The organism is Granulicella sibirica, from assembly GCF_004115155.1.
Classification (GTDB): Bacteria; Acidobacteriota; Terriglobia; order Terriglobales; family Acidobacteriaceae; genus Edaphobacter; species Edaphobacter sibiricus.
The window spans coordinates 296,251-317,845 of record NZ_RDSM01000001.1 but is presented as its reverse complement, the minus strand read 5'-3'; the positions used below and the strand labels follow the sequence as shown (position 1 = coordinate 317,845).

Below are 21,595 nucleotides of genomic sequence, written 5' to 3'. Positions count from 1 at the left end.
CCGCGTTGGGTGCCCTGAGCCTTTGATTCCGTTCACCGAGCCGTCAGTTTGTTTCATCGGTCGAAGCATCCATGTACGCCACATCGAGCGCCGTTCCCTGGACGATGATGAACTGGTTGTTGATCTCGGACGCATCGGCGGTGTTAAAGGCGTGCACCTGGCCACCATAGGCCGTGTAGACCTTATGGAAGGTCTCCACCCAGCAAAGTCCTGTCAGGCTTCCGTAGTACTTCGTATTTCCATCGGTGTTCGGATAAGGCACGGAGGAGGTCGATGAGGTAGGATCGACCGCCGGAACGATGCTCGCCGTCTTTGCACCAAGATCGAAACGGGTCAGGCAGTTGTAGTTCAGGTTGTTCTTGGCGCGCTCGCCCGTCGCGCAAAACTGCGAGCCGATCCACAGCGTGTTGTCATCGGCGAAGAGAAGCTTGGAGTGATTGCCGTCCGAGATCGAGTACTTGCCGGTAATGGAAAGGTTCGCGAGGCTGACGGTCGTGAGATTCCCGGCGAAAAGCCCGTCCGCCATCAACTGCTGCCCGGCCAGGTAAAGTGTTGTGCCATCCGAAATCGCAGTCGTGACGCCCCCTGGAACGGCGAAGTTCGAGACAACTGCATTCGTATCGGGAGATGTCGTGGGAATCGTGTTGATGACCAGCGGCGCAAGGTTCAGGATGGACACGCTGGCCGTCGAACCACCGCACTCCGGACCGCAATTCAGGACATCGACCGTCGTGCCATCGAGCGAGAAGTACGCATCCTGCGGGCGGTCGTAGGTTCCCACCACCGGAACGACGCAGTAGACCGGAAGGTTATAGGGCTGGCAGTCGACGTATCCCGGGGGCGTAGCCTGGTTCGCGTTTAGCTTGACCAGCCGGTAGAGCGTATTCGAGTTCCGAACCATCGCGAGGACGACGGTGTTTCCCGTATTGCTGGCGACCCGATATACGTTCGGAAGATTGAGCGCGTAGGACTTTCCCGTGCTGTTGTCCAGCGCGACAAGCTGTCCCGTTGATTCCTCGGCGGAGTAGACAGCTGCTCGGCTTGGCGGGATCGCAAGGCCGGTCGAAAGCGCAGGAAGCGTTCCGGCAGAGCCGGTGGACGCCTCGGTCCCGTAGTTGATAATCGCAACGCTTCCATCCGACTGCGAATAGACGTAGCCGGCGGTCTCGGCCGGGTAGTTGATGATCTTGCTTGGGTAACCGCCAGAGTAGCCGGAGATCGAGAAGCTTGTGATCGTGTTCTGGATGTTGCTGCGAATGTCGCGAAGGCCGTCGAGGATGCTCAGGCCACCCTGTGTTCCGTTGGCCGTGACGCCGACCATGACGCGGTTGGCGAGCTTGCTTGGAGGAATCGGGCGGTTCGCGAACGTGTATTGCGGAAACTTGTAGTAATTATGCCCGCAGGATGCAAGGGCAAGCGTGAACATGGCGAGCAGGAGACCGCTGAGGGTCCGGGTGCAGAGACTACGATTCTTCAACGTGAACAACTCCAGACCATAGGCCTCCGCGCGAGGAACTGCCGCTGCCGGATGCGGGTTTCAGCCGCGATGGTATGACGCGAGTATACCAAAGGGGGTGAGCAGCACGGCCCCGTCCCGGTGGCTTCGCCCGCGCTCGTGGCTTAGGATGAAGGGATGCCCTTTACGCGCCGCAAGGCCGCAGGGCGGGTCGGACTGAAGTGGAAGTGAGGCTTGGTGTCATGGCAGGAACGAGTGTTGTCGAAGGTGCCGGGGTGGCGCAGGCGGTCGATCGCCTGTTCGCAGCGGTCGCGGGTGAAGACGGGGCCGAGCGCAAAACCGTGCTGTGCGATGGCGCCATGGGCACGATGCTCTACAGCCGCGGCGTCTTCATCAATCGCTCGTATGACGAACTGAACCTCTCGCAGCCGGAGCTCGTACGCGCGGTCCACGCCGAGTACCTTCAGGCGGGCGCGCAGATCATTGAAACCAACACCTTCGGCGCAAATGCTTTCCGTCTCGAGCGTTACGGCCTCAAGGACAAGGTCCGCGCGGTCAACATCGCCGGAATGCGCCTCGCCCGCCAGTGTGTGAACGAGATTCGCGAGAAGCAGGCGTCCGAGGCGTTTGTCGCCGGAGCCCTCGGCCCGCTGGGAGTGGGTCTAGCTCCCAGGGGAATCGTAGCGGTCGATGAAGCACGCGACGCATTCCGGGAGCAGGTCAAGGCCCTCGCAGAAGGTGGCCCGGGAGTCGGCGCGGATCTCTTCGTCATCGAGACCATGATGTCCGTCGCAGAGGTCGAGCAGGCAATCGGAGCCGTGAAGGACGAAGCTCCGGGTCTCAAGATCATCGTGATGGTGACAGTCGACGAGGACGGAAACTGCCTCGACGGCACCTCGGCCGAAGACGCCGTAAAGCTCATGGAGAGTTGGGGAGCGGATGCCGTCGGTTGCAACTGCAGCTCCGGTCCCCAGACCGTCCTCGCCGTCATCGAGCGGATGCGCGCCGTCACCAGGCTCCCGCTGGCCGCCATGCCGAACGCCGGCATTCCCCGCGACGTAGACGGCCGCCAGATCTACATGACCTCCCCTGAGTTCATGGGAGGCTTCGCCAAGCGGGCCGTAAAAGCCGGGGCAACCTTCCTCGGAGGCTGCTGCGGGACCACGCCCGCGCACATTCGCGCCATGAGGCACTCACTCCGCGCTCTCGGCGCAATGGAGGCAGGCATCCACGCCGTGGTCGAGGCTCCGGTTGAGAGCAAGGTCGAGCCGCCACCCTTGAAGGATCGCTCGAAGATCGGCGGAATGATCGCCGCCAGTGAGTTTGTCACGCTTGTCGAGATCGTCCCTCCCAAGGGCATCGATTGCTCCAAGGAACTCGAAGGAGCACGCCAGCTTTACCTCCTCGGCGTCGACGCGATCAACGTTCCCGACTCGCCCCGTGCCAGCGCCCGCATGTCGGCGCAGAGCCTCTGCGTGCAGATCCAGCAGCACGTCGGCATCGAGACGATCCTGCATTACACCTGCCGCGACCGCAACGTCCTCAGCATTCAGAGCGACCTGATCGGCGCATCGTCGATCGGCCTGAAGAATGTTCTCTGCCTTACCGGCGACCCCCCGAAGATGGGCAACTACCCCGATGCGACCGCCGTCTTCGACGTCGACGCGATCGGCCTCGTAAAGATCGTGCAGGGCCTCAACCACGGCATGGATATCGGCAAGAACCCCATCGGCGGCTCGACCGGTTTCACCGTATCGGTCGCAGCCAACCCCGGCGTTCCCGACCTCGACTACGAGGTGCGCCGCTTCGCCTCGAAGGTCGAGGCCGGCGCTGAGTTCTGCATCACGCAGCCCGTCTTCGACATGAGGGTCCTCGAGGACTTCCTGCGCAGGATCGAAGGCTTCCGCATCCCGGTCATCGCGGGCATCTGGCCGTTGACGTCGCTCAAGAACGCCGAGTTCATGAAGAACGATCTGAAGGTCCGCGTCCCTGACGAGGTCATGGCACGCATGGCCAGCGCGGGCAGTGTCGAAGGCGCCCGCGCCGAAGGAATCAAGATCGCCCGGGAGATGCTGGCCGAGGCGAAGACGCTCGGCCACATGATGGTCCGGGGCGTCCAGGTAAGCGCACCCTTCGGAAAATACAAGGCTGCGGCGGATGTGTTGGGACTCGGAGAAAAGGAATAGAAATGGCAACGTTTGAAGAGAAATTGACAGCCTTGGAGTCGGTAGTCGAACGTCTCGAGCGCGGTGAACTGTCGCTCGACGATTCCGTCCGCCTCTTCGAAGAGGGAATCGGCCTCTCGAACGCATGCAAGGCAGAGCTGGAGGCAGCGGAAGGCAAGATCCAGGTCCTCGTCGAGCCTGGAGATGGTGCCGTTCTGGTTCAGGAATTGACCGTCGAGGATGATAACGGCGAGGAAGATTTGCTGGATGAGGAATTGGACGAGGAGTAGGATTTAAAACATGAAGCAGGATATCCGCAAACTTGCGTTCTGGCTTGAGAAGGTCTGTCAGGAAGGCATAGCGGTTGAGCAAAAGGTCCTCGAGTGGAAGCTTTCGGAGATCAAGAAGGCGGCTTCAGAGCAAGAGAGCAAATCAAGCTAGTGCCCACCTTGACCGTTGTCGCCGGTCCGAACGGATCGGGAAAGAGTACGCTCACACGGTTGGGGCGACAGGCATTTCAACATACTCCCGTGTTGGATCCAGACGCCATAGGCGTATCGATGCAAACCGTCGGCGTCGCGGGCGGATCTGCCATCGATGCAGGTCGGGACGTTCTGCGAAATGCACAGGAGTTGCTTTCAAAGAACCAGAGCCTCGTTGTCGAAACGACACTCTCTGGAAGCACGTACCTTCGCATGATGGCTCGGGCAAAGTCGCAGGGATACTTGCTTATCCTGCTATTTGTCGGGACGTCTGACGTGTCGATCAACATGCAGCGAGTCCGGCATCGCGTTCTGCTCGGCGGCCACGATGTTCCGGAGGAAGATCAGATTCGTCGTTATCCAAGAAGCATGGAGAACTTTAGGAAAGCTTTCGCACTCGCCGACGAAGCGTCGGTGTTTGATAACTCGTCTATGCAAGGGCACCGGATCGTCGCGATGAAGGGTACGGAAGGTATCGAGTTATTCGAACCCGTGCCCGAATGGGCAGGCTTCCTGCGCGACGCATATTCTGGCACGCTTACCGATCCCTCGTAGTCACAAACCCAGGCACCCAAAGCAGAGCTCGTTTCGCATCCGAATCCGGCAGCGCCGACAGGCTAAGCCGAGCCGCCTCCGCATAAGCGCAAGCCGTATCCATCGCATACGCCAGCGACCCATGCCGATGCAGAATCTCCAGGATCTGCGCGTGGCTGACGCGCGTAAAGCTGCGGTCGGCAAGCACCGTCCGTATCGCCTCGCGGTCTGCTCCCGTCCCGCGTTCGAGCGCATGGATGACAGCCAGTGTCGCCTTACCCTCACGCAGATCGGAAGCAACCGGCTTACCCAGCACATCCTCCGCGGCGGTCAGGTCCAGCACATCATCCACAATCTGGAACGCGAGCCCAAGGTTCCGCCCGTACTCCCCAAGGTTCGATTCCATCTCATCATCCGCATGCGTGATCGCCGCGCCAAGCTGCATCGAAACTCGAAACAGGCAAGCCGTCTTGCGATAGATGAGGTCGAAGTACTCTTCCTCGTTGATCAGGTGGCCGAGCTTCTCCATCTGCAGCAGTTCACCCTCGACCATCTGCTGCGTCAGCGAGATCAGCAGATCGAGCACCTTGAAGCTGCGCTCTTCGAGCGCATGGTGGAAAGACTGCATATACAGCCAGTCGCCAGCCAGCACGCACTTCGAGTTCCCCCACGTCGTATTCGACGAAGGCCGTCCTCGCCGTGTATCGGCCTCGTCGATGATGTCGTCATGCACCAGCGTCGCCGTGTGCAGCATCTCGACGACCGCGCCAAGCCGTATGCGGCTATGCGTGGTGCATCCAAGCGCCTTCGCCGAGAGCAGAAGAAGCAGCGGCCGAATGCGCTTGCCTCCACCCGCCATCAGGTACTGCGCAATGTCCGTAATGACGGCGACCGGAGAGTCCGACTGCTGCGCGAACTCGAGTTCGATAGCGGCGAGATCGTCACGGAGGAGGTCGATCACCTCGGCTGCGGTCGCGATGGAGAGCGTGCTCACTTAGGATTACAGACTATCAGGACGGGTTCTCCAGTTCGGTTATCGTCCGGCCGAGTTTGACAGGGTCGCAGAAGCGGGCCCGCTTATCGATATGGCCCGCTTCCGCCTGCCCAGGATGGGAGTGGCCGTTAGTTGGAACGGAAATTCGTAAACTGGATCTCGACCCCGAAGTCTCCGCCGCGAAGTTTCGCCATCACCTGCTGCAGAATGTCGCGATCCTTCGAGATCACACGGACAGTATCGCCTTGAATGCTTGCCTGTGCCTTGAGCTTCGAATCCTTGATCACGGCGACGATCTTCTTCGCCGGCTCGGACGCAATCCCCTGCTTCAGCTTGATCTTCTGCCGCACTGATGAGTTCGAAGCCGGCTCGATTTTCTCGTACTCAAGGTTCTTGAGCGAGACGCCGCGCTTTACCAGCTTCTGCGAGAGGATCTCGATGACCGCTTTCAGCGTGTACTCATCCTGCGAAGCGAGCTGGATCGTCTCCTCGCCCTCGAGGTCGATCTTCGATTTCGAGCTCTTGAGGTCGAACCGCGCGTTCACCTCTTTAGTCGCCTGATCGATGGCGTTCTTCACTTCCTGGATCTCTACCTTGCTGACGACGTCGAAGCTGTTATCTGCTGCCATAACTGTTGTTTCCTCGAAGCCGATTCTACCGCACCGGTGCGTCCAGGGTCGTGGGGAAGAGCCGGTGAAAGTTCGCCGTCGTCAGCTCAGCCAGCGCCTCAGGTGTCAGCCCTCGCAGCGTCGCCAGCAGCCCAGCCGTATGTGTCACAAGCGCTGGTTCGTTCCTCTGCCCACGATACGGAATCGGCGCAAGAAACGGAGCATCCGTCTCGACCAGGATCCGGTCAGCCGGCGCAGCCATCGCCGCCTGCCGAATCCCGTCCGACTTCGGATACGTCAGGTTCCCAGCGAACGAAAGATAGAAGCCCGCTTCGATCGACCGCACCCCCTGCTCCGGCGTCCCGGAGAAGCAATGCATGATCCCCCCGTTCGCAGCCGGCCAGTGCTCAGCCAGAATCGCGAGCAGGTCCTCCCAGGCATCCGCATCCCCATACTTCGCCTTCGCCTCCGGCTTGGCAAGCTCTGACGTGCGACAGTGGATCAGGATCGGCTTCCGCATCTCGGAGGCGATCTTCAACTGCGCGATGAACGCCGCCTTCTGCGTGGCAATGTCCGGGTTATCGAAGTGGTAGTAGTCCAGCCCGATCTCCCCAATCGCAACGCACAGAGGATCCCGCGCGATCCGCGCCAGGTCCCCGAGCGCCTCTCCCGTAGCCTTCCCGGCCTCCTGCGGATGAATCCCCACCGAAGCAAAGATCCTCGGTCCGCCCACGTGCGATTTCGCGATAGCAAGCGCCTGGTGCATGGTCTCCGGCCCATCCCCAATACCGATGGCAAGAATGGTACCGATCCCCTCATCGCGGGCGCGCGTCAGAACGGAGTCGAGGTCGTCATAGCTGTCGAGGTGAGCATGCGAATCAATAAGCATCCCTCCCAGTTTACCGGCTCCCAACATCAGGTCTGCGGCACCTTCGTCACATCCGTCTTGATCCGGATAGGCGTCATCGGTAGCGAGAAGGTAGCCTGCGGATCAGGCTTCGCAGGATCGAAGTCCGGAACATCCGCGGCAAGAAACTTCACCAGCGGAAGCTTAGCCGCGCGAATGCCATGCACCACGCAACGGGCCAGCTCATACGCCCCATAGCTGTTGAAGTGCGTGTCATCGTCGATCGCCGCCGTCTGGTTCGGAAATGTATTCGCCGCATAGTGCATGAAAGCCTTGCGCGAGACCTCCGGCCCCATGGCCTCGAACAGCGTCTTCGACATCGCATTCAGGTCGATCAAAGCCGTGCGCGTCTCCGCCGCCGCTGCCCGCACCGCGTCCGGATAACCACCAAGCGAGTTCGTGATCTTCCCCGCGTCGTCAAACGTCCGCCGATTCATCGCGGTCACAAGCACCGGGGTGGCCCCAGCCGCTCGAGCCTTCGCAACGTACTCCCGCAGCAGCCGGTTATAGTCCTCCAGCGACACCGCCCCAGGCTTCTGGTCGTTGTGGTTGAACTGGAGAAAGAGGTAATCGCCCGGCCGAATCACCGAAAAGATCTTCGCGAACCGCTGCTCTCCCACAAACGACTTGATCGTCTCCCCCGACTCCGCATGGTTCGCAATCACGACCCCAGGCATAAAGAAGCGCGGAAGCATCTGCCCCCACGCCGCCCACGGCTCCGTATCCTGGTCGACCACGGTCGAGTCCCCCGCAAGATAAACGACAGGCTCCGTAACCGGCTCGATCGTCACTGACCGCAAACTCGGACGCTCGCCATTGAACTCGAGCGTGAGCCTGTGATCCCAGTCGAGATTGTCGAACTCCCGCGGCTTGCGCTTCACAACGTGGCCTGGCACGCCATCCGCGATCTCGGGATAGCGAATGTTGACGTCGAACATCCGCGTCTCGGCCCCACCCGCCGGGATTGGGATCTTCTCCAGCATCAGTCGCCGCGACTCCGCCCGAACCGTCGTGACCGAAGCCTGCGGCCCTCCGAGCGTCACCGTAACCCGGTACGTCCCTTCCGGCAGATTCGCCGAGATAAAAAACGGCTGATCGCTCGTGCAGGCTTTGCCGGTAAACGCGGGTACTGTCCCAAGATCGAAGCCGTTGGCCGTGTCGCTCGCGATCGAGCCCTGGGAGAGCGTCGCGAACATCCGGTTCGCCGGCCCGCACGCAAGTCGAACCGTCCCAGGCTGAGCGAAGGCGATCGCAGGCATCAGAACGGCAACGGCGGCGACCATGCGGGTCTGCATAAGACTCCCAATCAGTCAGAAATAATTCCGAGGGAGAATTCTAGCATCGGCCGGAGCAGATCCAGGGCCGAAGACCCTCCTACTTCTTGCACACACAATTCGTAAAGCTCTGCGCCGAGTCATGCGTCAGCGCGCACACATACTCCGGCCATAGCGGCTTGATCAGCACGGACCGGTCCCCAACATAGAAGTTCCGGAGATACGCAGCGCTCTCGGCAGTGTTTCCCGGCGTATCCAGGCGAAAGCCGTCGGTAAGCACCTTCAGCGTCGCCGGGTTGAACGCAGGCTGGTGGTATGTCTCCGAAAAGGTGTACTCCTTCGACCATGTTGAATTGACACCGGTCAGGTTCGAGGCAGAGAAAACCGTGTAGTCCACGAGCCCAGCCGTGGCAGGGTCGACGCGGGCAACAGTGAACGCCGGATTGTTCCCATTGACCGGCGAGATCGAGGTGACGATCTTGACGGCGACCCCAGTCCCCGGCCTGCCAGGCGTTTTCTCGCTCGTCAGAAGCCGCAGCTCATCCGTATGGCTGTGTCCAAAGACAGCGAGACTCACCGTCTCCGCGTTCGCGGCAAGCACCTCGGCAAGTTGTTCGTTGCCAAGAAACATCTTTGGCGTTCCGCGTCCGCAGATATTACGCATGCTCGTGAGCGTCGCGTACAGGTCCACGCCCGTTGGGATGTGTCCAAGCACCCACACGTGTTGCCGGTGTTCGCGGGCCATGGCAAGCTGCGCCTCCAGCCAATGGATTTGCGCGGCAGGGGCGACAGCGTTGGGCTTACCGGCGCAGTCGCCATATTTACTCGAGAGGAAGAGGTCGTCGAGCACAAGGATGCGTGTGTTCGGAACGCTTGCAGGCAGCGTAGCTGCGTAAGAGCCTTGAGCCGTGAAGTCGCGCACCATCTCGGATCGCTCTGATGGCGGAATCGTCTCTGCCAGAATCTTTGCCGTCTGGGTGAGAAACGGACTATGACGTTCGTCCCGGTAGTCGCCGCAGCCGGAATCGTTGTTTCCCATCGCGACATAGATCGGAACGTTCGGCAGCGCGCTTCGCAACCCACGGACAACATAGCGAATCGTCTCTTCGATGAAAGCGACCCGTTCCGCCTCTTTGGCACCGGGAAATCGTTGGTTGAACTTGCAATCGAAGTTATGCGCGAGTACATCTCCGCTGACCGTCACGAAGCTGGCGTCGGCCGCCTTGGCTTTGATCGCCTGGAGGCTGGAGGTCCAGAGCTCGGCGGAGGTGTCAGGACCCCGCAAATTGCACGTCTCGAGCAGCGCGGTATAGTCCTTCTCCCGGTTCGGAGACGAGGGCGCGGCAAAAATCTGGTCCCATTCGCTCGCGGGCGCAGCCGCCAATCGCGAAATCTTCGCAGGGTCGGCGAACGGATCGAAGTGAATGTCGCTGAGAAGAAGGGCTGGAACGGTCTTTGGCGCTCTCACCGGTTCCGACCAGAGACACGCGCGTGAAACAAGCACAAGCATCAGCAGAAGGCGGCCAAGGGTACGGGCGGAAGGCAAGGCATGCATCCGCAAAGCTTTGATCGTCATAGAGCGTGCAGCCTCGTGGGTCTCATCGGGTGTGAGCGGACTAGGGAAGTGCGGGCCAGGTCTCTCAAGGTCTCAGAGCCGTATGGTTCCCGGGTCGCGTCAGGGCTTCATACTGCGCAATCTGGGTAAGAGTGAACGCTTGCATGTCTTTGCTGCCGGCCGGGCTCTCCTGCCATGTGCGATACCACTGCACCAGCCACTGCAGCGCCGTTTCGAGCCGTAGCCGCGGCGCCCAGGCCAGCTCTGCCCTGGCCCGCGAAGCATCCAGCTTTAGATACCCCGCTTCGTGAACGCTCTCACCGTCATCGAGCACCCACGAGGCGCCATGTCCCCAGGACTCCGCCATCCGCTCGACGATCCATTGCACCGTCCGAGCGTCATCGTCCGAGGGGCCGAAGTTATACGCCGTGGCGTAACGAGCGGCGCGAACACGGTCCGGATCCAGCAGGTGCTCAGCCAGCCGGAGGTATCCATGGAGCGGGTCGAGCACGTGTTGCCACGGCCGGATCGCATGCGGACGGCGAATCGGCACAGGCGTGCCGTCGAGAAAGCCGCGTAGGAGGTCCGGAATGAGACGGTCCAAAGACCAGTCGCCACCGCCGATCACGTTTCCCGCCCGAGCCGTCGCCAGAGCCTTATCGTGATCGCCAATCTTGTCCACCGGAAAATAAGACTGCCGGAAAGCAGCCGAGACAATCTCGGCGCAAGCCTTCGAGCTTGAGTAAGGGTCGTACCCGCCAAGCGGATCGGTCTCACGATAGCCCCAGGGCCACTCCTTGTTTTCGTAGCACTTATCCGTGGTGACAGACACAACAGCCCGAACCGAAGCTGCCCTGCGGATCGCATCCAGCACCCGCGCCGTGCCGATCACGTTCGTCTCATACGTCCCGATCGGGTCCGAGTACGACAGGCGCACCAGCGGTTGCGCCGCAAGGTGAAAGACGACCTCCGGAGCAAAGTCATGCATGGCCTTATCGAGCGTGGCCCCGTCGCGTATGTCTCCCCGCATGTCTTCGATCAGGTCGCCAAGCCGTGCCACCTCGAAGAAGCTCGGCGTCGTACTCGGATCGAGCGAATACCCGCGTACCGTGGCCCCCAGGGAGGTGAGCCAGAGAGCGAGCCACCCGCCCTTGAAGCCGGTGTGACCGGTAAGAAAAACTTTCCTGCCCTTCCAGGAAAAGGGCGCGTGATCCGTCATAGAGATGAGAATACTTGGTCGCGGGTGATGAGAGAATGACATCGCCCGGTGTCTCACGCGGAGGGTACTGATATGGCGCTCGATCTTAGGCAAATCATGCTTGGTTCGTTTCTGGCTCTTAGCTTGAGCGGCCTCGCGCAGGCTCCGGAGGAGAAGCCTGTGGAAAACGCCTTCGAGGTGGCGACGGTCAAGCCCGTGGCCTCCGACAAGCAGTCCGGCCGCTACATCAAGATGGATGGGGACCACCGCTTCGTCGAGAAGGACTACACGCTGAAGCTATTGATCGCAGCGGCCTACGACATCTCGCCGAAGACCATCTCCGGCGGCCCCTCCTGGGTCGACTCCGAGCACTACGACATCCTCGCCCTCACTCCCGGCGACGGCAGGCCGAGCCGCGATCAGCAGATGGCCATGCTCCGCACTCTCCTCACCGAGCGTTTCAAGCTCGGCTTTCACCGGGAAGAGAAGGAGTTCGCGATCTACGTGCTCGGCGTGGCCAAGTCGGGCCCAAAGATGAAGCCGAGCACCGGCGATCCGGGTGCGCCCGCCGCGCTCGTAAGCACGGTGTACCCGAACAAGGTCACTCTTCCCGCGCGGAACGCCTCGATGCCGGAGTTTGCCTCGCTCCTGCGCCGGGCGGTCATGGACCGGCCCGTCGTCGACAAGACCGGCCTCGCCGGCAAGTTTGACTTCGACCTCTCCTGGGCTCCCGACGATACGCAGTTCGGCGGAGACATGCCGCCCATGCCCGCCGACGTCGCCGTTCCACCACTCTTCGTCGCCATGCAGGAACAGCTTGGCCTCACCCTCCTAGCCACCCACGGCCCGCTCCAGGCGCTCGTCATCGACCAAGCCGAGAAGCCGTCAGCAAACTAACTACCAGGTTTTCCAGGGTGCTTTACCCTTGCTCCAAAGATCTTCCAACTGCTGTTTCTCGCGAAGCGTATCCATCGCCTGCCAGAAGCCATGATGGAAGAACGCGTGAACCTCCCCCTTCGCGACCAGCTTCTCGATCGGCTCCCGCTCGAACATCTGCAGATCGTCCGTCACCGCTTCGATGGCCCGCGGCTCGAGCACGAAGAACCCCCCATTGATCCAGCCTCCCTCATCGGTCGGCTTCTCCTGGAACGAGTAGATCTGCGTGTCCTTCAACCCAAGCGCGCCAAACCGCGCCACCGGCTGCACGCTCGTCAGCGTGACCGCCTTGCCATGCGCTTTGTGGAACGCCAGAGAGGCCGTAATGTCGACATCGGCCACGCCGTCGCCATACGTCATGCAGAACGACTCGCCTGGATCGAGATACTGCGCCACCCGGCGAAGCCGCCCGCCCGTTCCACTCGCGTCGCCCGTATCCACCAGCGTCACGCGCCAGGGCTCGGCCACTGAGTTATGCACCTCCATCTTGTTCTCCCTCATATTGAAGGTCACGTCGGAGGTATGCAGGAAGTAGTTCGCGAAGTACTCCTTGATCACATAGCCCTTGTATCCGCAGCAGATAATGAAGTCGTTGATGCCATGCTGCGAATAAATCTTCAGAATGTGCCAGAGGATCGGACGGCCGCCGATCTCGACCATCGGCTTGGGGCGCAGGGTAGTCTCTTCGCTGATACGTGTGCCGAGACCCCCGGCCAGAATCACAGCTTTCATTCGCTAAGCCTCATTGCAGGCGCATCTTCGCGCGTCGCAGGCAACAGTATTCCATTGCCGGGCGCGACCCGTCGATTGTGTATCCTTGGGGGCAGATATGACGGAAAAAGCTGAAGCCCTCCGCAAGCAAATCCTCGAGCTCACGGCCCAGTATCACGCGGAGGCATTCCCGGCGCGCGACTTCCTTCCCGGCCAGTCCGGGGTCCAGGTCTCCGGCAAAGTCATCGGCCCCGACGATATCTGCTCCGTCGTCGATTCGGCCCTCGACGCATGGTTCACCACCGGCCGCTTCGCCAGGGACTTCGAGCGCAAGTTAGCCCGCTTCTTCGGCGTCCGCTCCGCCTCCCTCGTCAACTCCGGTTCCTCCGCCAATCTCGTAGCCCTCAGCGCCCTAACGTCCCCAAAACTGGGTGACCGCCAGCTCAAGCCCGGCCACGAGGTCATCACCGTAGCCGCCGGCTTCCCGACCACCGTCAACCCCATCATCCAGAACCGCCTCATCCCCGTCTTCGTCGACGTCACCCTCCCCACTTTCGAAATCGACATCACCAAGCTCGAAGAGGCCCGCAGCGATAAGACCCGCGCCGTCATGATCGCGCACACCCTCGGCAACGTCTTCAACGTAGGCGCCGTCTCCGACTTCTGCAAAAAGCACAACCTCTGGCTCATCGAAGACTGCTGCGACGCCCTCGGGTCCACCTTCAAGGGTCAAAAAGTAGGCACCTTCGGCGACATCGCCACCGTCAGCTTCTACCCCGCCCACCACATCACCATGGGCGAAGGCGGTGCCGTCCTCACCGACAAGCCCGCCCTCCAGGTCCTCATCGACAGCTTCCGCGATTGGGGCCGCGACTGCTGGTGCGAGCCCGGCGTCGACAACACATGCGGCAAGCGCTTCGACTGGCAGCTCGGCACCCTCCCCTGTGGCTACGACCACAAGTACACCTACTCCCACGTCGGCTACAACCTCAAAGCGACCGACATGCAGGCCGCCCTCGGCGTCTCCCAGATCGCCAAGCTCCCCCACTTCATCGCCCGCCGCAAGGAAAACTTCGCCTACCTCTGGAACGCCCTCAGCCACCTCCAGGACGTCCTCGTCCTTCCCGTAGCCGGAGAGCACGCCGACCCAAGCTGGTTCGGATTCCCCATCGCCGTCAAGGAGGATGCCCCCTTCACCCGCGACCAGATGACCCGCGCCTTCGACGCCGCCAAGGTAGCCACCCGCCTCATGTTCGCCGGCAATCTCCTTCGCCAGCCCGCCTACGAGGGCTGGGAGTACCGCGTCGTCGGCGAACTCAAGAACACCGACTACGTCATGAACCAGGTCTTCTGGCTCGGCGTCTTCCCCGGCCTCACCTCCGAGATGCTCGACTACATCGCCAAGGTCGCCACCGACTTCGTAGCCACCGCGAACTCCGGCCTGAAAGTCGTTCAGACCACCGCGTAGCCGTGCCACTCAGCCGTTCGCCGGATCGCATCCTCCAGCGAAATATGCTGCCGCAGCCCAAGCTCGCTCTTCGCCTTCTGCGTTGAAGGCACATACGTCGAAATCGGCGTCCCAAGCGTCGGCTTCCCATCGACCTGGACCCGCAGCCTCGACCCCCCACCCCCCATCGGACGCAGCGTCTCCGCCGTCAAATGCGCCAGCGACCCAATCGAGTACTGCTCCTCCGACCCCACGTTATAAGCCCTGTCCCTCGGGGCCGTAAACAGCATCGTCCAAAGCCATATCGCCAGGTCGGCCGCATACAGATACGACCGCAGCGGCGTCCCATCCCCGCGTATGTGAATCGGCGTCCCAGCAATCGCGTCCCGTATGAAGTTCCCGATCGCGAAGTGCGCATCGAGCGGGAGATGTGGTCCCACAAACGCGAAGCATCGCGCCACCGAGCACTCCAGCGGCGTCTCGTGCGCATGCGCCACGCAAAGATGCTCCGACATCCTCTTCGCCTCGTCATAAGAAGACCCAGGCTGCATCGGGTCAGGCGCCCCCGGATACGTCTCCGGAATATGCGTAATTCCCGAGATCCCCCGCCCATACACCGCGCCGGTAGAAGTAAACAGAAGCCGCCGCGCCTTCGTCTCCCGCGCAAACCGCAGCGTATGCCGCGTCCCCTCAAGAATCGACTCAGCCAGCTCATACGGCGGCCGCCCCGTCTGCTGACCACCCGAATCCGTAGCCGCATGCACGACAAACCGGTGATGCGCCTCCGGAAAGGCAAACGCCTTCACATCGCCCTCAAGCAGCGCAATCGCCGGATCACTCGCAATATGCGGCGACCGATCCCGAAACGCCCCAGCGTCCCGTGTCAACACGGTAGCCCGCGCGTTCAGCCCCAACTCCCGGTTCGCATGCAGAAACGACTCCAGCAGCCAGTGCCCGAAGAACCCCGTCCCGCCCGTCACAAAAATCCGCTCCCCGGCCATCGCCGGAAGCAGTGTCTGCGTATGCTGCAGGATATGGTCGAGGTCGAGTCTGCTGAGCGGCTTAGCCATAAGAGTTTCGCTGCGACGCTTCTTATCTTAGAGTGACTGCATGGCTCAACGTCGTTCCCTCCGCGTTTCTCGCTCGATACTCTGCCTCCTCACCGGCGCTTCCATAACGCTCTCGCTCGCCGCTCAGGCACCCGCGGCCGACGCCAAGCCGTCCCCAGGGGCCGAGATGCAGTCCTTCCAGATCCCGAGCCATGGCTCGCTCATGAACGGCCTCATGTACGTCGCGGCGGGCCCCGGACCGCACCCGACGGTCATCCTCCTGCACGGCTTTCCCGGCAATGAGAGGAACCTCGACCTCGCCCAGGACATGCGCCGCGCCGGCTGGAACGTCCTTTACTTCAACTATCGTGGCTCCTGGGGATCCCCCGGAGACTTCTCCTTCTCGCACGGCATCGAGGATGTAGCATCCGCCGTTGCCTATGTAAAACAGCCCGAGACCGCCGCCAAACTTCGCGTCGACTCCACCCGGATCGTCCTGGTCGGCCACAGCATGGGCGGAATGATGGCCGTCGTCGGCGGGGCGGCGGACCCGTCCCTTCTTGCCGTCGGCGTGATCTCCGGAGCCGATATCGCCGGCCACATCCCCGAGGGTGTGCCGAGGTTTGCCGAGTCGACCGTCGCCCAGAAGATGGGCAAGCGGCTCGAGGCGGAAGGAATGGCGCCTCTCGCGGGATGCACCCCGGAAGGTCTGGGCCGCGACGCCTTCCAGCATGCGGCACAGTGGCGCTTCCTGAGCCGGGTCGACAGCCTCAAAACGCGCCCGATCCTCGACATCACTTCGGATGACGGCCTTGCTGCGGAGAACGATGCGTTCAGCGCCGCCCTTCGCGCCGCGGGCGACCAGCACGTCACCACCCTCCACCTGGCGACAGACCACTCCTACTCCGACGAGCGCCTCGCCCTCTCAGCAGCCGTGCTCGACTGGCTGAAGACGCTGCCCGCTTCGACGACAAAACCTTAGCAGCGCAGGAAGAGGGAACAAGATGGCACTTCGCACCTGGGGACGTCTCGCAGCACTTGGACTCATGCTCGTCGGCGGAACCGCCGCGCTCGCACAGGCTGGATCCGTCGAGGTAGGCGAACTCGACGGAGTGCCCTTCCGCGTCGACATCCCGGACAACTGGAACCACTCCCTCGTCGTCTTCTACCACGGCTACAGCCTCGTCCCCGACACGTTCAAGAAGGAGGATGGTCCCGGCGCGGTCATAGCCTTCACCCAGCGCGGATACGCCACCGTCCGCAGCGCCTACTCCACCACCGGTTGGGCCCTCGCCGAAGGCTTCGCCGACACCGAAAAACTTCGCCAGGAGTTCACGAAGAAACACGGCCAGCCGAAGGAGACCTTCGTCGCCGGCCACTCCATGGGCGGTGCCCTCACCATGATGACCGTGGAGCGCAACCCCGGCCCCTACACCGGCGGCCTCGACCTCTGCGGAGCCGTCGTCCCCGCCAACGAGTGGGCGCAGCGCCGCTTCGCCCTTCTCGCCGCCTTCGAGTTCTACTTCCCGGGTCTCCTACCGGACCTGGTCCCCGCCCCGGTGAACTACGTCGAGACCCCCGAGGTCGACAAGAAGCTCCTCGACGCCCTCAAAGCCGATCCCGCCAACGCCGAAAAGATGCGCCGCCTCACCAGCCTCTACCGCGACGAGGACGTCGCCCACCTCATGCAGTACGTGGTCTTCCAGGTCTCCGACTTCAGCCGCAAGGCCGGCGGAAACGCAGTCGACACGGCGAACTTCATCCTCACCGGCAGCGGTTCAGCCGAAGAAGACTTCCGCCTCAACGACGGCGTCAAGCGCTACTCACCCGACTCCGCAGCCCGCAAGTGGATGATCGCGAACTACTCCGGCACCGGCAAGCTGACCAAGCCCATGCTCGCCCTCCACACCGTCTACGACACCCTCATCCCCGCCACCAGCATCGCCGCCTACGCCGAGCGCGTCACCGAATCCGGTTCGGCCGATCACTTCACCCAGCAGTATGTCGACCACGTAGGCCACTGCGCCTTCACTCCGGACGAGGTAGGCCGCGCCTTCGACGAACTCGTAGGCTGGACCCACGGCGGCCCAAGGCCAACAGGCGGGAAACTACCGTAGTAACCATCTAAAACCGCCGAAACCATCGGTGCCCCATCTTCGCCGACAGCGTCACCGTCGGCTAAGGTGGGAGACCCAAAACCGCCGAACCGCCACCTTGCATTGGTGATTGCCTTTCTGGTTGTCATTCCCGAAGGGAATCTGCGTTTCGCCATCTTTTCCTCACCCGCCTCACGCCCAAAAGAGACCTGCCTCAACCCCGACTCACAGCTAAAATAAAGGGGTGACTATCCAAAGCCCGATCCCCGCCACCGAAGCCGTCGCCTCCACCAACACGCAGACTCCCGAAGGCCTCCGCCCCATCCGGCGAGCCCTGCTCTCGGTGACGGACAAGACCGGCGTAGTCGACTTCGCTAAGGGCCTCGCCGCATTCGGCGTCAAGCTCGTCTCCACCGGAGGAACCTCGGCCGCACTCCGCGCCGGCGGCCTCGAAGTCATGGATATCAGCGAGCTCACCGGCTTCCCCGAAATGCTCGACGGCCGCGTCAAGACCCTCCACCCCAAGGTCCATGGCGGCATCCTCCACATCCGCACTAACCCCGAGCACGTAGCGGCTGTTGCCGAGCACGAAATCGAGCCGATCGACATGGTCATCGTGAACCTCTACGCCTTCGAAAAGACGGCAGGGAAGCCCGGCGTCAGCTTCGCCGAGGTCATCGAAAACATCGATATTGGCGGCCCGTCCATGGTCCGCTCCGCGGCAAAGAACTTCGCCGACGTGGCCGTAGTCACCTCCGCCTCCGACTACGAAGCCATCCTCGGCGAGATGGCCGCCAGCGAGGGCGCCCTCTGCCACGCCACCCGCTGGGGCCTGGCCAAAAAGGCCTTCGCGGTCACCGCCGCCTATGACGCCGGGATCGCAACCGCGCTCGAGTCCATCGAAGCCCCGAGCGGCAAGGCCGTCTTCGCCGAAACTGCTCTCCCCCAGGTCCTCCGCGTCATCGACCCCCTCGATAAAGTCCTCCGCTATGGCGAGAACCCCCACCAGCGCGCCGCCATCTATATTGATGGTTCCGGCAAAGGCGTCGCAGGCGCAAAGCAGTTGCAGGGCAAAGAGCTCAGCTACAACAACATCGTCGATCTCGACGCCTGTTGGGAGATCGTCAGCGAGTTCGACTCCTCCTCCGCCGTCGTCGCCATCATCAAGCACACCAACCCCTGCGGAGCAGCAGCCGGTACCACGGTCCTCGAAGCGTACAAGCGCGCCCTCGAAGCCGATCCCGTCTCCGCCTTCGGTGGCGTCATCGGCATCAACCGCGAGGTAGACGCCGCCGCCGCCGAGGAGATCGCCAAGCTCTTCGTCGAAGCGATCGTCGCCCCGTCGTTCACTCCCGAAGCCCTCGAGCGCTTCGCCACCAAGAAGAACCTTCGCCTCGTCGCCATCGACCCCATCAAGACCCCACGCGTCCTCAAGCAGGTCTCAGGCGGCTTCCTCGTGCAGGATGCCGATCGCCTCCGCATCACCGAAGCTGACCTCAAGGTCGTCACCAAGCGCCCCCCGACCGTCGAGGAGATGAAGGCCCTCCTCTTCTCCTGGAGCATCTGCAAGCACGTGAAGTCGAACGCGATCGTCTATGGCCGCTTCGCCGAGGGCTTCGGCCAGACCGTCGGCATCGGAGCCGGCCAGATGAGCCGCGTCGACGCCGCCCGCTTCGGAGCCATGAAGGCCGTCCTCCCGCTCGCCGGCACCGTCGCCGCCAGCGACGCTTTCTTCCCCTTCGCCGACGGCCTCGAGATGATCGCGAAAGCCGGTTCCACCGCCGTCATCCAGCCCGGAGGCTCCGTCCGTGACGCCGAAGTCATTGCCGCAGCCGACGCCCTTGACGTCGCCATGGTCTTCACCGGAGTCCGCCACTTCCGCCACGGATAACCTCTGGCAAGGCTTTCCGCAAAGGGAAGCGCCGCAAAAGCACAGAGGTTAGCCCAATCGGGTATTCCGGAACAGCATCCAAAGCGTGTATCGTACCGTCTAAAGTATGAGTTGTTGCCTGCTGTCCCTGCACCACTGCCGACACCTTTTGACCGGCCCGAGGAAACCATTGCTTATGACCCTGTCGTTTCTGCGCTCTTCCGCTCCTCGGATTCTCCGCTCCACTCGCTTGCTTCCGGCCGCCGCCGCTCTTCTGGCTGCTCACGCCGTGATGGCCCAGGTCGGCCCCAGGAATGAAAAGAACCCTGTCACGGTGTCAGAAACGACCAAGGCACCCGACCGCGCGACCTCCTACTATCACTACGGCCTCGCCCATCTCTATGAAGAGATGGCGGTCAACGCCGGCCGCCCCGACTACGCCACCCAGGCCATCGAGCAATACAAGCTCGCCCTCGACGCCGACCCCAGTTCTACCCTCCTGCAGGACGGCCTCGGAGACCTCTACTTCCGCCTCGGCCGCATTCGCGAAGCCGTCCAGGCCGCGCAGGAGCAGGTCACCCGTAACCCCGACGATCTCGCCGCCCATGAGCTTCTCGGCAAGGTCTACGTCCGTTCCCTCGGAGACATGCAGGGCGCGCAAGCCGCCGACATGCTCAAGCTCGCCATCGCCGAGTACGAAAAGCTCGCCGAGCTCAAGCCCAATGACGTAGAGACCAAGCTCCTCCTCGGCCAGCTCTATGGCGTCAACCACGACTCCGTAAAGGCCGAAAAAGAGTTCCGCGCTGCCCAGGGCATAGATTCGAACTCCGAAGAAGTCGTCCTCAACATGGCCCGCCTCTACACCGAGGAGGGAAGTCCCCAGCGCGCTGTCGATGCCCTCATGGCCGTCCCCGAGACCGACCGCACCGAGCGTATGGAATACGCCCTCGGCGCCAGCTACGACCAGCTCAAGGACCCCAGGCAGGCCGCCGCCGCCTACCGCCGCGCCCTCGACATGGAGCCCGATAACCTCGACGCCGAGCGCGGCCTCGCCAACGCCCTTCTCCTCGACGGACAGCTCGACGAGGCGATGAAGACCCTCCAGGCCATCCTCACCGCCGAACCGCAGGACGTCCAGTCCCAGATCCACATCTCCGAGGTTCAGCGCCGCCAGGGCCACTACAAGGAGTCCCTCGCCACTCTCGAAAAGGCCAAGTCCCTCGCCCCCGATAATCCCGAGCTGAACTACAACGAAGCCCTCCTCTACGACTCCCTCGGCCAATACCCCGAGGCGACCGGGGTCCTCGAGAAGCTCCTAGCCGCCTCGTCCCATCCCGACGGCAACTACTCCGAGCAGGAGAAGGGCAATCGCTACCTCTTTCTCGACCGCCTCGGCTCCATCTACAAGGAAGAAGACAAGACCCCCGAAGCCATCGCCGCCTACAAGCAGGTAGTAGCCCTCGGCGGAGATTTTACCGTCCGCGGCTATCAGGGCGAGGTAGACACCTACCGCGACGCCCATCAGTTCAAGGAAGCCACCGCCGTCGGAGCCGAAGCCGCCAAGGCCTTCCCCAAGGATAAGAACGTCCAGCTGATGTACGCCCAGCAACTCACCGACACCGGCAAGATCGACGAGGGTCTCGCCCTCGCCAAAGCCCAGTTGACCGGTGCCACCGACGATCGTGACGTCCACCTCGCCCTCGGCCAGATGCTCATCCGCCTCCGCCAGTACAAGGAAGCCAACGCCGAGCTCGACATCGCCTCCGCCTCCGCCACCCGCCCTGAAGAGAAGCGGTACGTCACCTTCCTCCGCGGTGAACTCTACGACCGCGCCAAGGAGTTCGACCTTGCCGAAGCCGAGTTCCGCAAGGCCCTCGCGACCGACCCCAAGGATCCCACGATCCTGAACTACCTCGGCTATATGCTCGCCGACCGTGGCGAGAAGCTTCCCGAGGCTCTCGAGATGATCAAAACCGCCGTCGAGCTCGACCCCCAGAACTACGCCTACCTCGACTCCCTCGGCTGGGTCTACTTCAAACTCGGCCAGAACACCCTCGCCGAGCAGAACCTCCATAAGGCCATCGAGCGCTCCAGCGCCGACGCCACCGTCCACGATCACCTCGGCCAGGTCTACGAGAAGACTGGCCGCCTCAAGCTCGCCGTCACCCAGTGGGAGCGCGCCATGACCGAGTTCGCCCAGTCTCTCCCGGCAGACTCCGACCCCGCCGACGTCGAAAAGGTCCGCCACCAGCTCGAAGGCGCCCGCACCAAGCTCGCTCACGCCGAGGTAAGCGGCAAGCCAGTAAAATAGCC

General features: G+C 62.3%; 19 protein-coding genes. 10 read left to right on the top strand and 9 right to left on the bottom strand.

Annotated elements, in window-relative coordinates; genetic code table 11:
- Positions 1 to 43: 43 nt before the first annotated feature.
- The gene (locus GRAN_RS01305; RefSeq protein ID WP_128911221.1) at positions 44 to 1,477 is read right to left on the bottom strand and encodes a hypothetical protein; all 1,434 of its coding nucleotides are present in this window, start codon (positions 1,475 to 1,477) and stop codon (positions 44 to 46) included.
- Positions 1,478 to 1,698: 221 nt separating this feature from the next.
- Here GRAN_RS01305 and GRAN_RS01300 point away from each other — a divergent pair, with 221 nt between their 5' ends.
- From GRAN_RS01300 to GRAN_RS26880, 4 genes are read left to right on the top strand one after another with little or no spacing between them, the layout of a single operon-like run.
- A complete protein-coding gene (locus GRAN_RS01300) occupies positions 1,699 to 3,642 on the top strand; it encodes a bifunctional homocysteine S-methyltransferase/methylenetetrahydrofolate reductase (protein WP_128911220.1) in 1,944 nt (647 codons plus the stop codon).
- A gap of 2 nt (positions 3,643 to 3,644) precedes the next feature.
- Positions 3,645 to 3,911 (top strand): exodeoxyribonuclease VII small subunit, encoded by a 267-nt coding sequence (xseB, locus tag GRAN_RS01295; protein ID WP_128911219.1) that lies wholly within the window; start codon positions 3,645 to 3,647, stop codon positions 3,909 to 3,911.
- Between the two features lie 10 nt (positions 3,912 to 3,921).
- The gene (locus tag GRAN_RS25340; RefSeq protein ID WP_161570789.1) at positions 3,922 to 4,062 is read left to right on the top strand and encodes a hypothetical protein; all 141 of its coding nucleotides are present in this window, start codon (positions 3,922 to 3,924) and stop codon (positions 4,060 to 4,062) included.
- The gene (locus tag GRAN_RS26880; RefSeq protein ID WP_421800752.1) at positions 4,005 to 4,658 is read left to right on the top strand and encodes an ATPase; all 654 of its coding nucleotides are present in this window, start codon (positions 4,005 to 4,007) and stop codon (positions 4,656 to 4,658) included. The genes GRAN_RS25340 and GRAN_RS26880 overlap by 58 nt, the downstream gene beginning before the upstream one ends.
- Here the strand turns inward: GRAN_RS26880 and GRAN_RS01285 are convergent.
- The 6 genes from GRAN_RS01285 to rfbG form a co-directional block, all read right to left on the bottom strand.
- The gene (locus tag GRAN_RS01285) at positions 4,642 to 5,631 is read right to left on the bottom strand and encodes a polyprenyl synthetase family protein (protein ID WP_128911217.1); all 990 of its coding nucleotides are present in this window, start codon (positions 5,629 to 5,631) and stop codon (positions 4,642 to 4,644) included. The two genes, GRAN_RS26880 and GRAN_RS01285, sit on opposite strands and share 17 nt — an antisense overlap.
- A gap of 128 nt (positions 5,632 to 5,759) precedes the next feature.
- Complete coding sequence (locus tag GRAN_RS01280) at positions 5,760 to 6,260, bottom strand: YajQ family cyclic di-GMP-binding protein (RefSeq protein WP_128911216.1); 501 nt, start codon at positions 6,258 to 6,260, stop codon at positions 5,760 to 5,762.
- Between the two features lie 25 nt (positions 6,261 to 6,285).
- Positions 6,286 to 7,128, bottom strand: a complete 843-nt coding sequence (locus GRAN_RS01275; protein WP_128911215.1) for a TatD family hydrolase — start codon at positions 7,126 to 7,128, stop codon at positions 6,286 to 6,288.
- 26 nt (positions 7,129 to 7,154) lie between these two features.
- Positions 7,155 to 8,441 (bottom strand): rhamnogalacturonan acetylesterase, encoded by a 1,287-nt coding sequence (locus GRAN_RS01270; RefSeq protein ID WP_241654267.1) that lies wholly within the window; start codon positions 8,439 to 8,441, stop codon positions 7,155 to 7,157.
- A 79-nt stretch (positions 8,442 to 8,520) separates the two neighbouring features.
- The gene (locus tag GRAN_RS01265) at positions 8,521 to 9,996 is read right to left on the bottom strand and encodes a metallophosphoesterase (RefSeq protein WP_128911214.1); all 1,476 of its coding nucleotides are present in this window, start codon (positions 9,994 to 9,996) and stop codon (positions 8,521 to 8,523) included.
- A gap of 64 nt (positions 9,997 to 10,060) precedes the next feature.
- On the bottom strand, positions 10,061 to 11,194 hold the full coding sequence (rfbG, locus tag GRAN_RS01260) for a CDP-glucose 4,6-dehydratase (RefSeq protein ID WP_128911213.1): 1,134 nt from the start codon (positions 11,192 to 11,194) through the stop codon (positions 10,061 to 10,063).
- Positions 11,195 to 11,266: 72 nt separating this feature from the next.
- Here rfbG and GRAN_RS01255 point away from each other — a divergent pair, with 72 nt between their 5' ends.
- Positions 11,267 to 12,070 (top strand): TIGR03435 family protein, encoded by an 804-nt coding sequence (locus tag GRAN_RS01255; RefSeq protein ID WP_192897963.1) that lies wholly within the window; start codon positions 11,267 to 11,269, stop codon positions 12,068 to 12,070.
- On the opposite strand, the gene rfbF is transcribed toward GRAN_RS01255, so the two are convergent.
- Positions 12,071 to 12,841, bottom strand: coding sequence for a glucose-1-phosphate cytidylyltransferase (gene rfbF, locus GRAN_RS01250; RefSeq protein WP_128911212.1), 771 nt, complete (start codon positions 12,839 to 12,841; stop codon positions 12,071 to 12,073).
- Between the two features lie 97 nt (positions 12,842 to 12,938).
- Between rfbF and rfbH the strand changes: the two genes are divergently transcribed.
- Positions 12,939 to 14,288: a lipopolysaccharide biosynthesis protein RfbH gene (gene rfbH, locus GRAN_RS01245; protein ID WP_128911211.1), complete on the top strand. Its 1,350-nt coding sequence runs from the start codon at positions 12,939 to 12,941 to the stop codon at positions 14,286 to 14,288.
- Here rfbH and GRAN_RS01240 read toward each other — a convergent pair.
- On the bottom strand, positions 14,273 to 15,337 hold the full coding sequence (locus tag GRAN_RS01240) for an NAD-dependent epimerase/dehydratase family protein (RefSeq protein WP_128911210.1): 1,065 nt from the start codon (positions 15,335 to 15,337) through the stop codon (positions 14,273 to 14,275). The genes rfbH and GRAN_RS01240 overlap by 16 nt on opposite strands.
- A 40-nt stretch (positions 15,338 to 15,377) precedes the next feature.
- On the opposite strand from GRAN_RS01240, the gene GRAN_RS01235 reads away from it, so the two are divergent.
- The 4 genes from GRAN_RS01235 to GRAN_RS01220 all read left to right on the top strand — a co-directional run bounded on the left by GRAN_RS01235 (position 15,378) and on the right by GRAN_RS01220 (position 21,593).
- Positions 15,378 to 16,298: an alpha/beta hydrolase family protein gene (locus tag GRAN_RS01235; protein WP_128911209.1), complete on the top strand. Its 921-nt coding sequence runs from the start codon at positions 15,378 to 15,380 to the stop codon at positions 16,296 to 16,298.
- A gap of 22 nt (positions 16,299 to 16,320) precedes the next feature.
- Positions 16,321 to 17,433, top strand: a complete 1,113-nt coding sequence (locus GRAN_RS01230; protein ID WP_128911208.1) for an alpha/beta fold hydrolase — start codon at positions 16,321 to 16,323, stop codon at positions 17,431 to 17,433.
- 241 nt (positions 17,434 to 17,674) lie between these two features.
- Positions 17,675 to 19,303: a bifunctional phosphoribosylaminoimidazolecarboxamide formyltransferase/IMP cyclohydrolase gene (gene purH / locus GRAN_RS01225; protein WP_128912900.1), complete on the top strand. Its 1,629-nt coding sequence runs from the start codon at positions 17,675 to 17,677 to the stop codon at positions 19,301 to 19,303.
- Positions 19,304 to 19,478: 175 nt separating this feature from the next.
- Complete coding sequence (locus tag GRAN_RS01220) at positions 19,479 to 21,593, top strand: tetratricopeptide repeat protein (RefSeq protein ID WP_128911207.1); 2,115 nt, start codon at positions 19,479 to 19,481, stop codon at positions 21,591 to 21,593.
- The last annotated feature ends 2 nt before the right edge of the window (positions 21,594 to 21,595 follow it).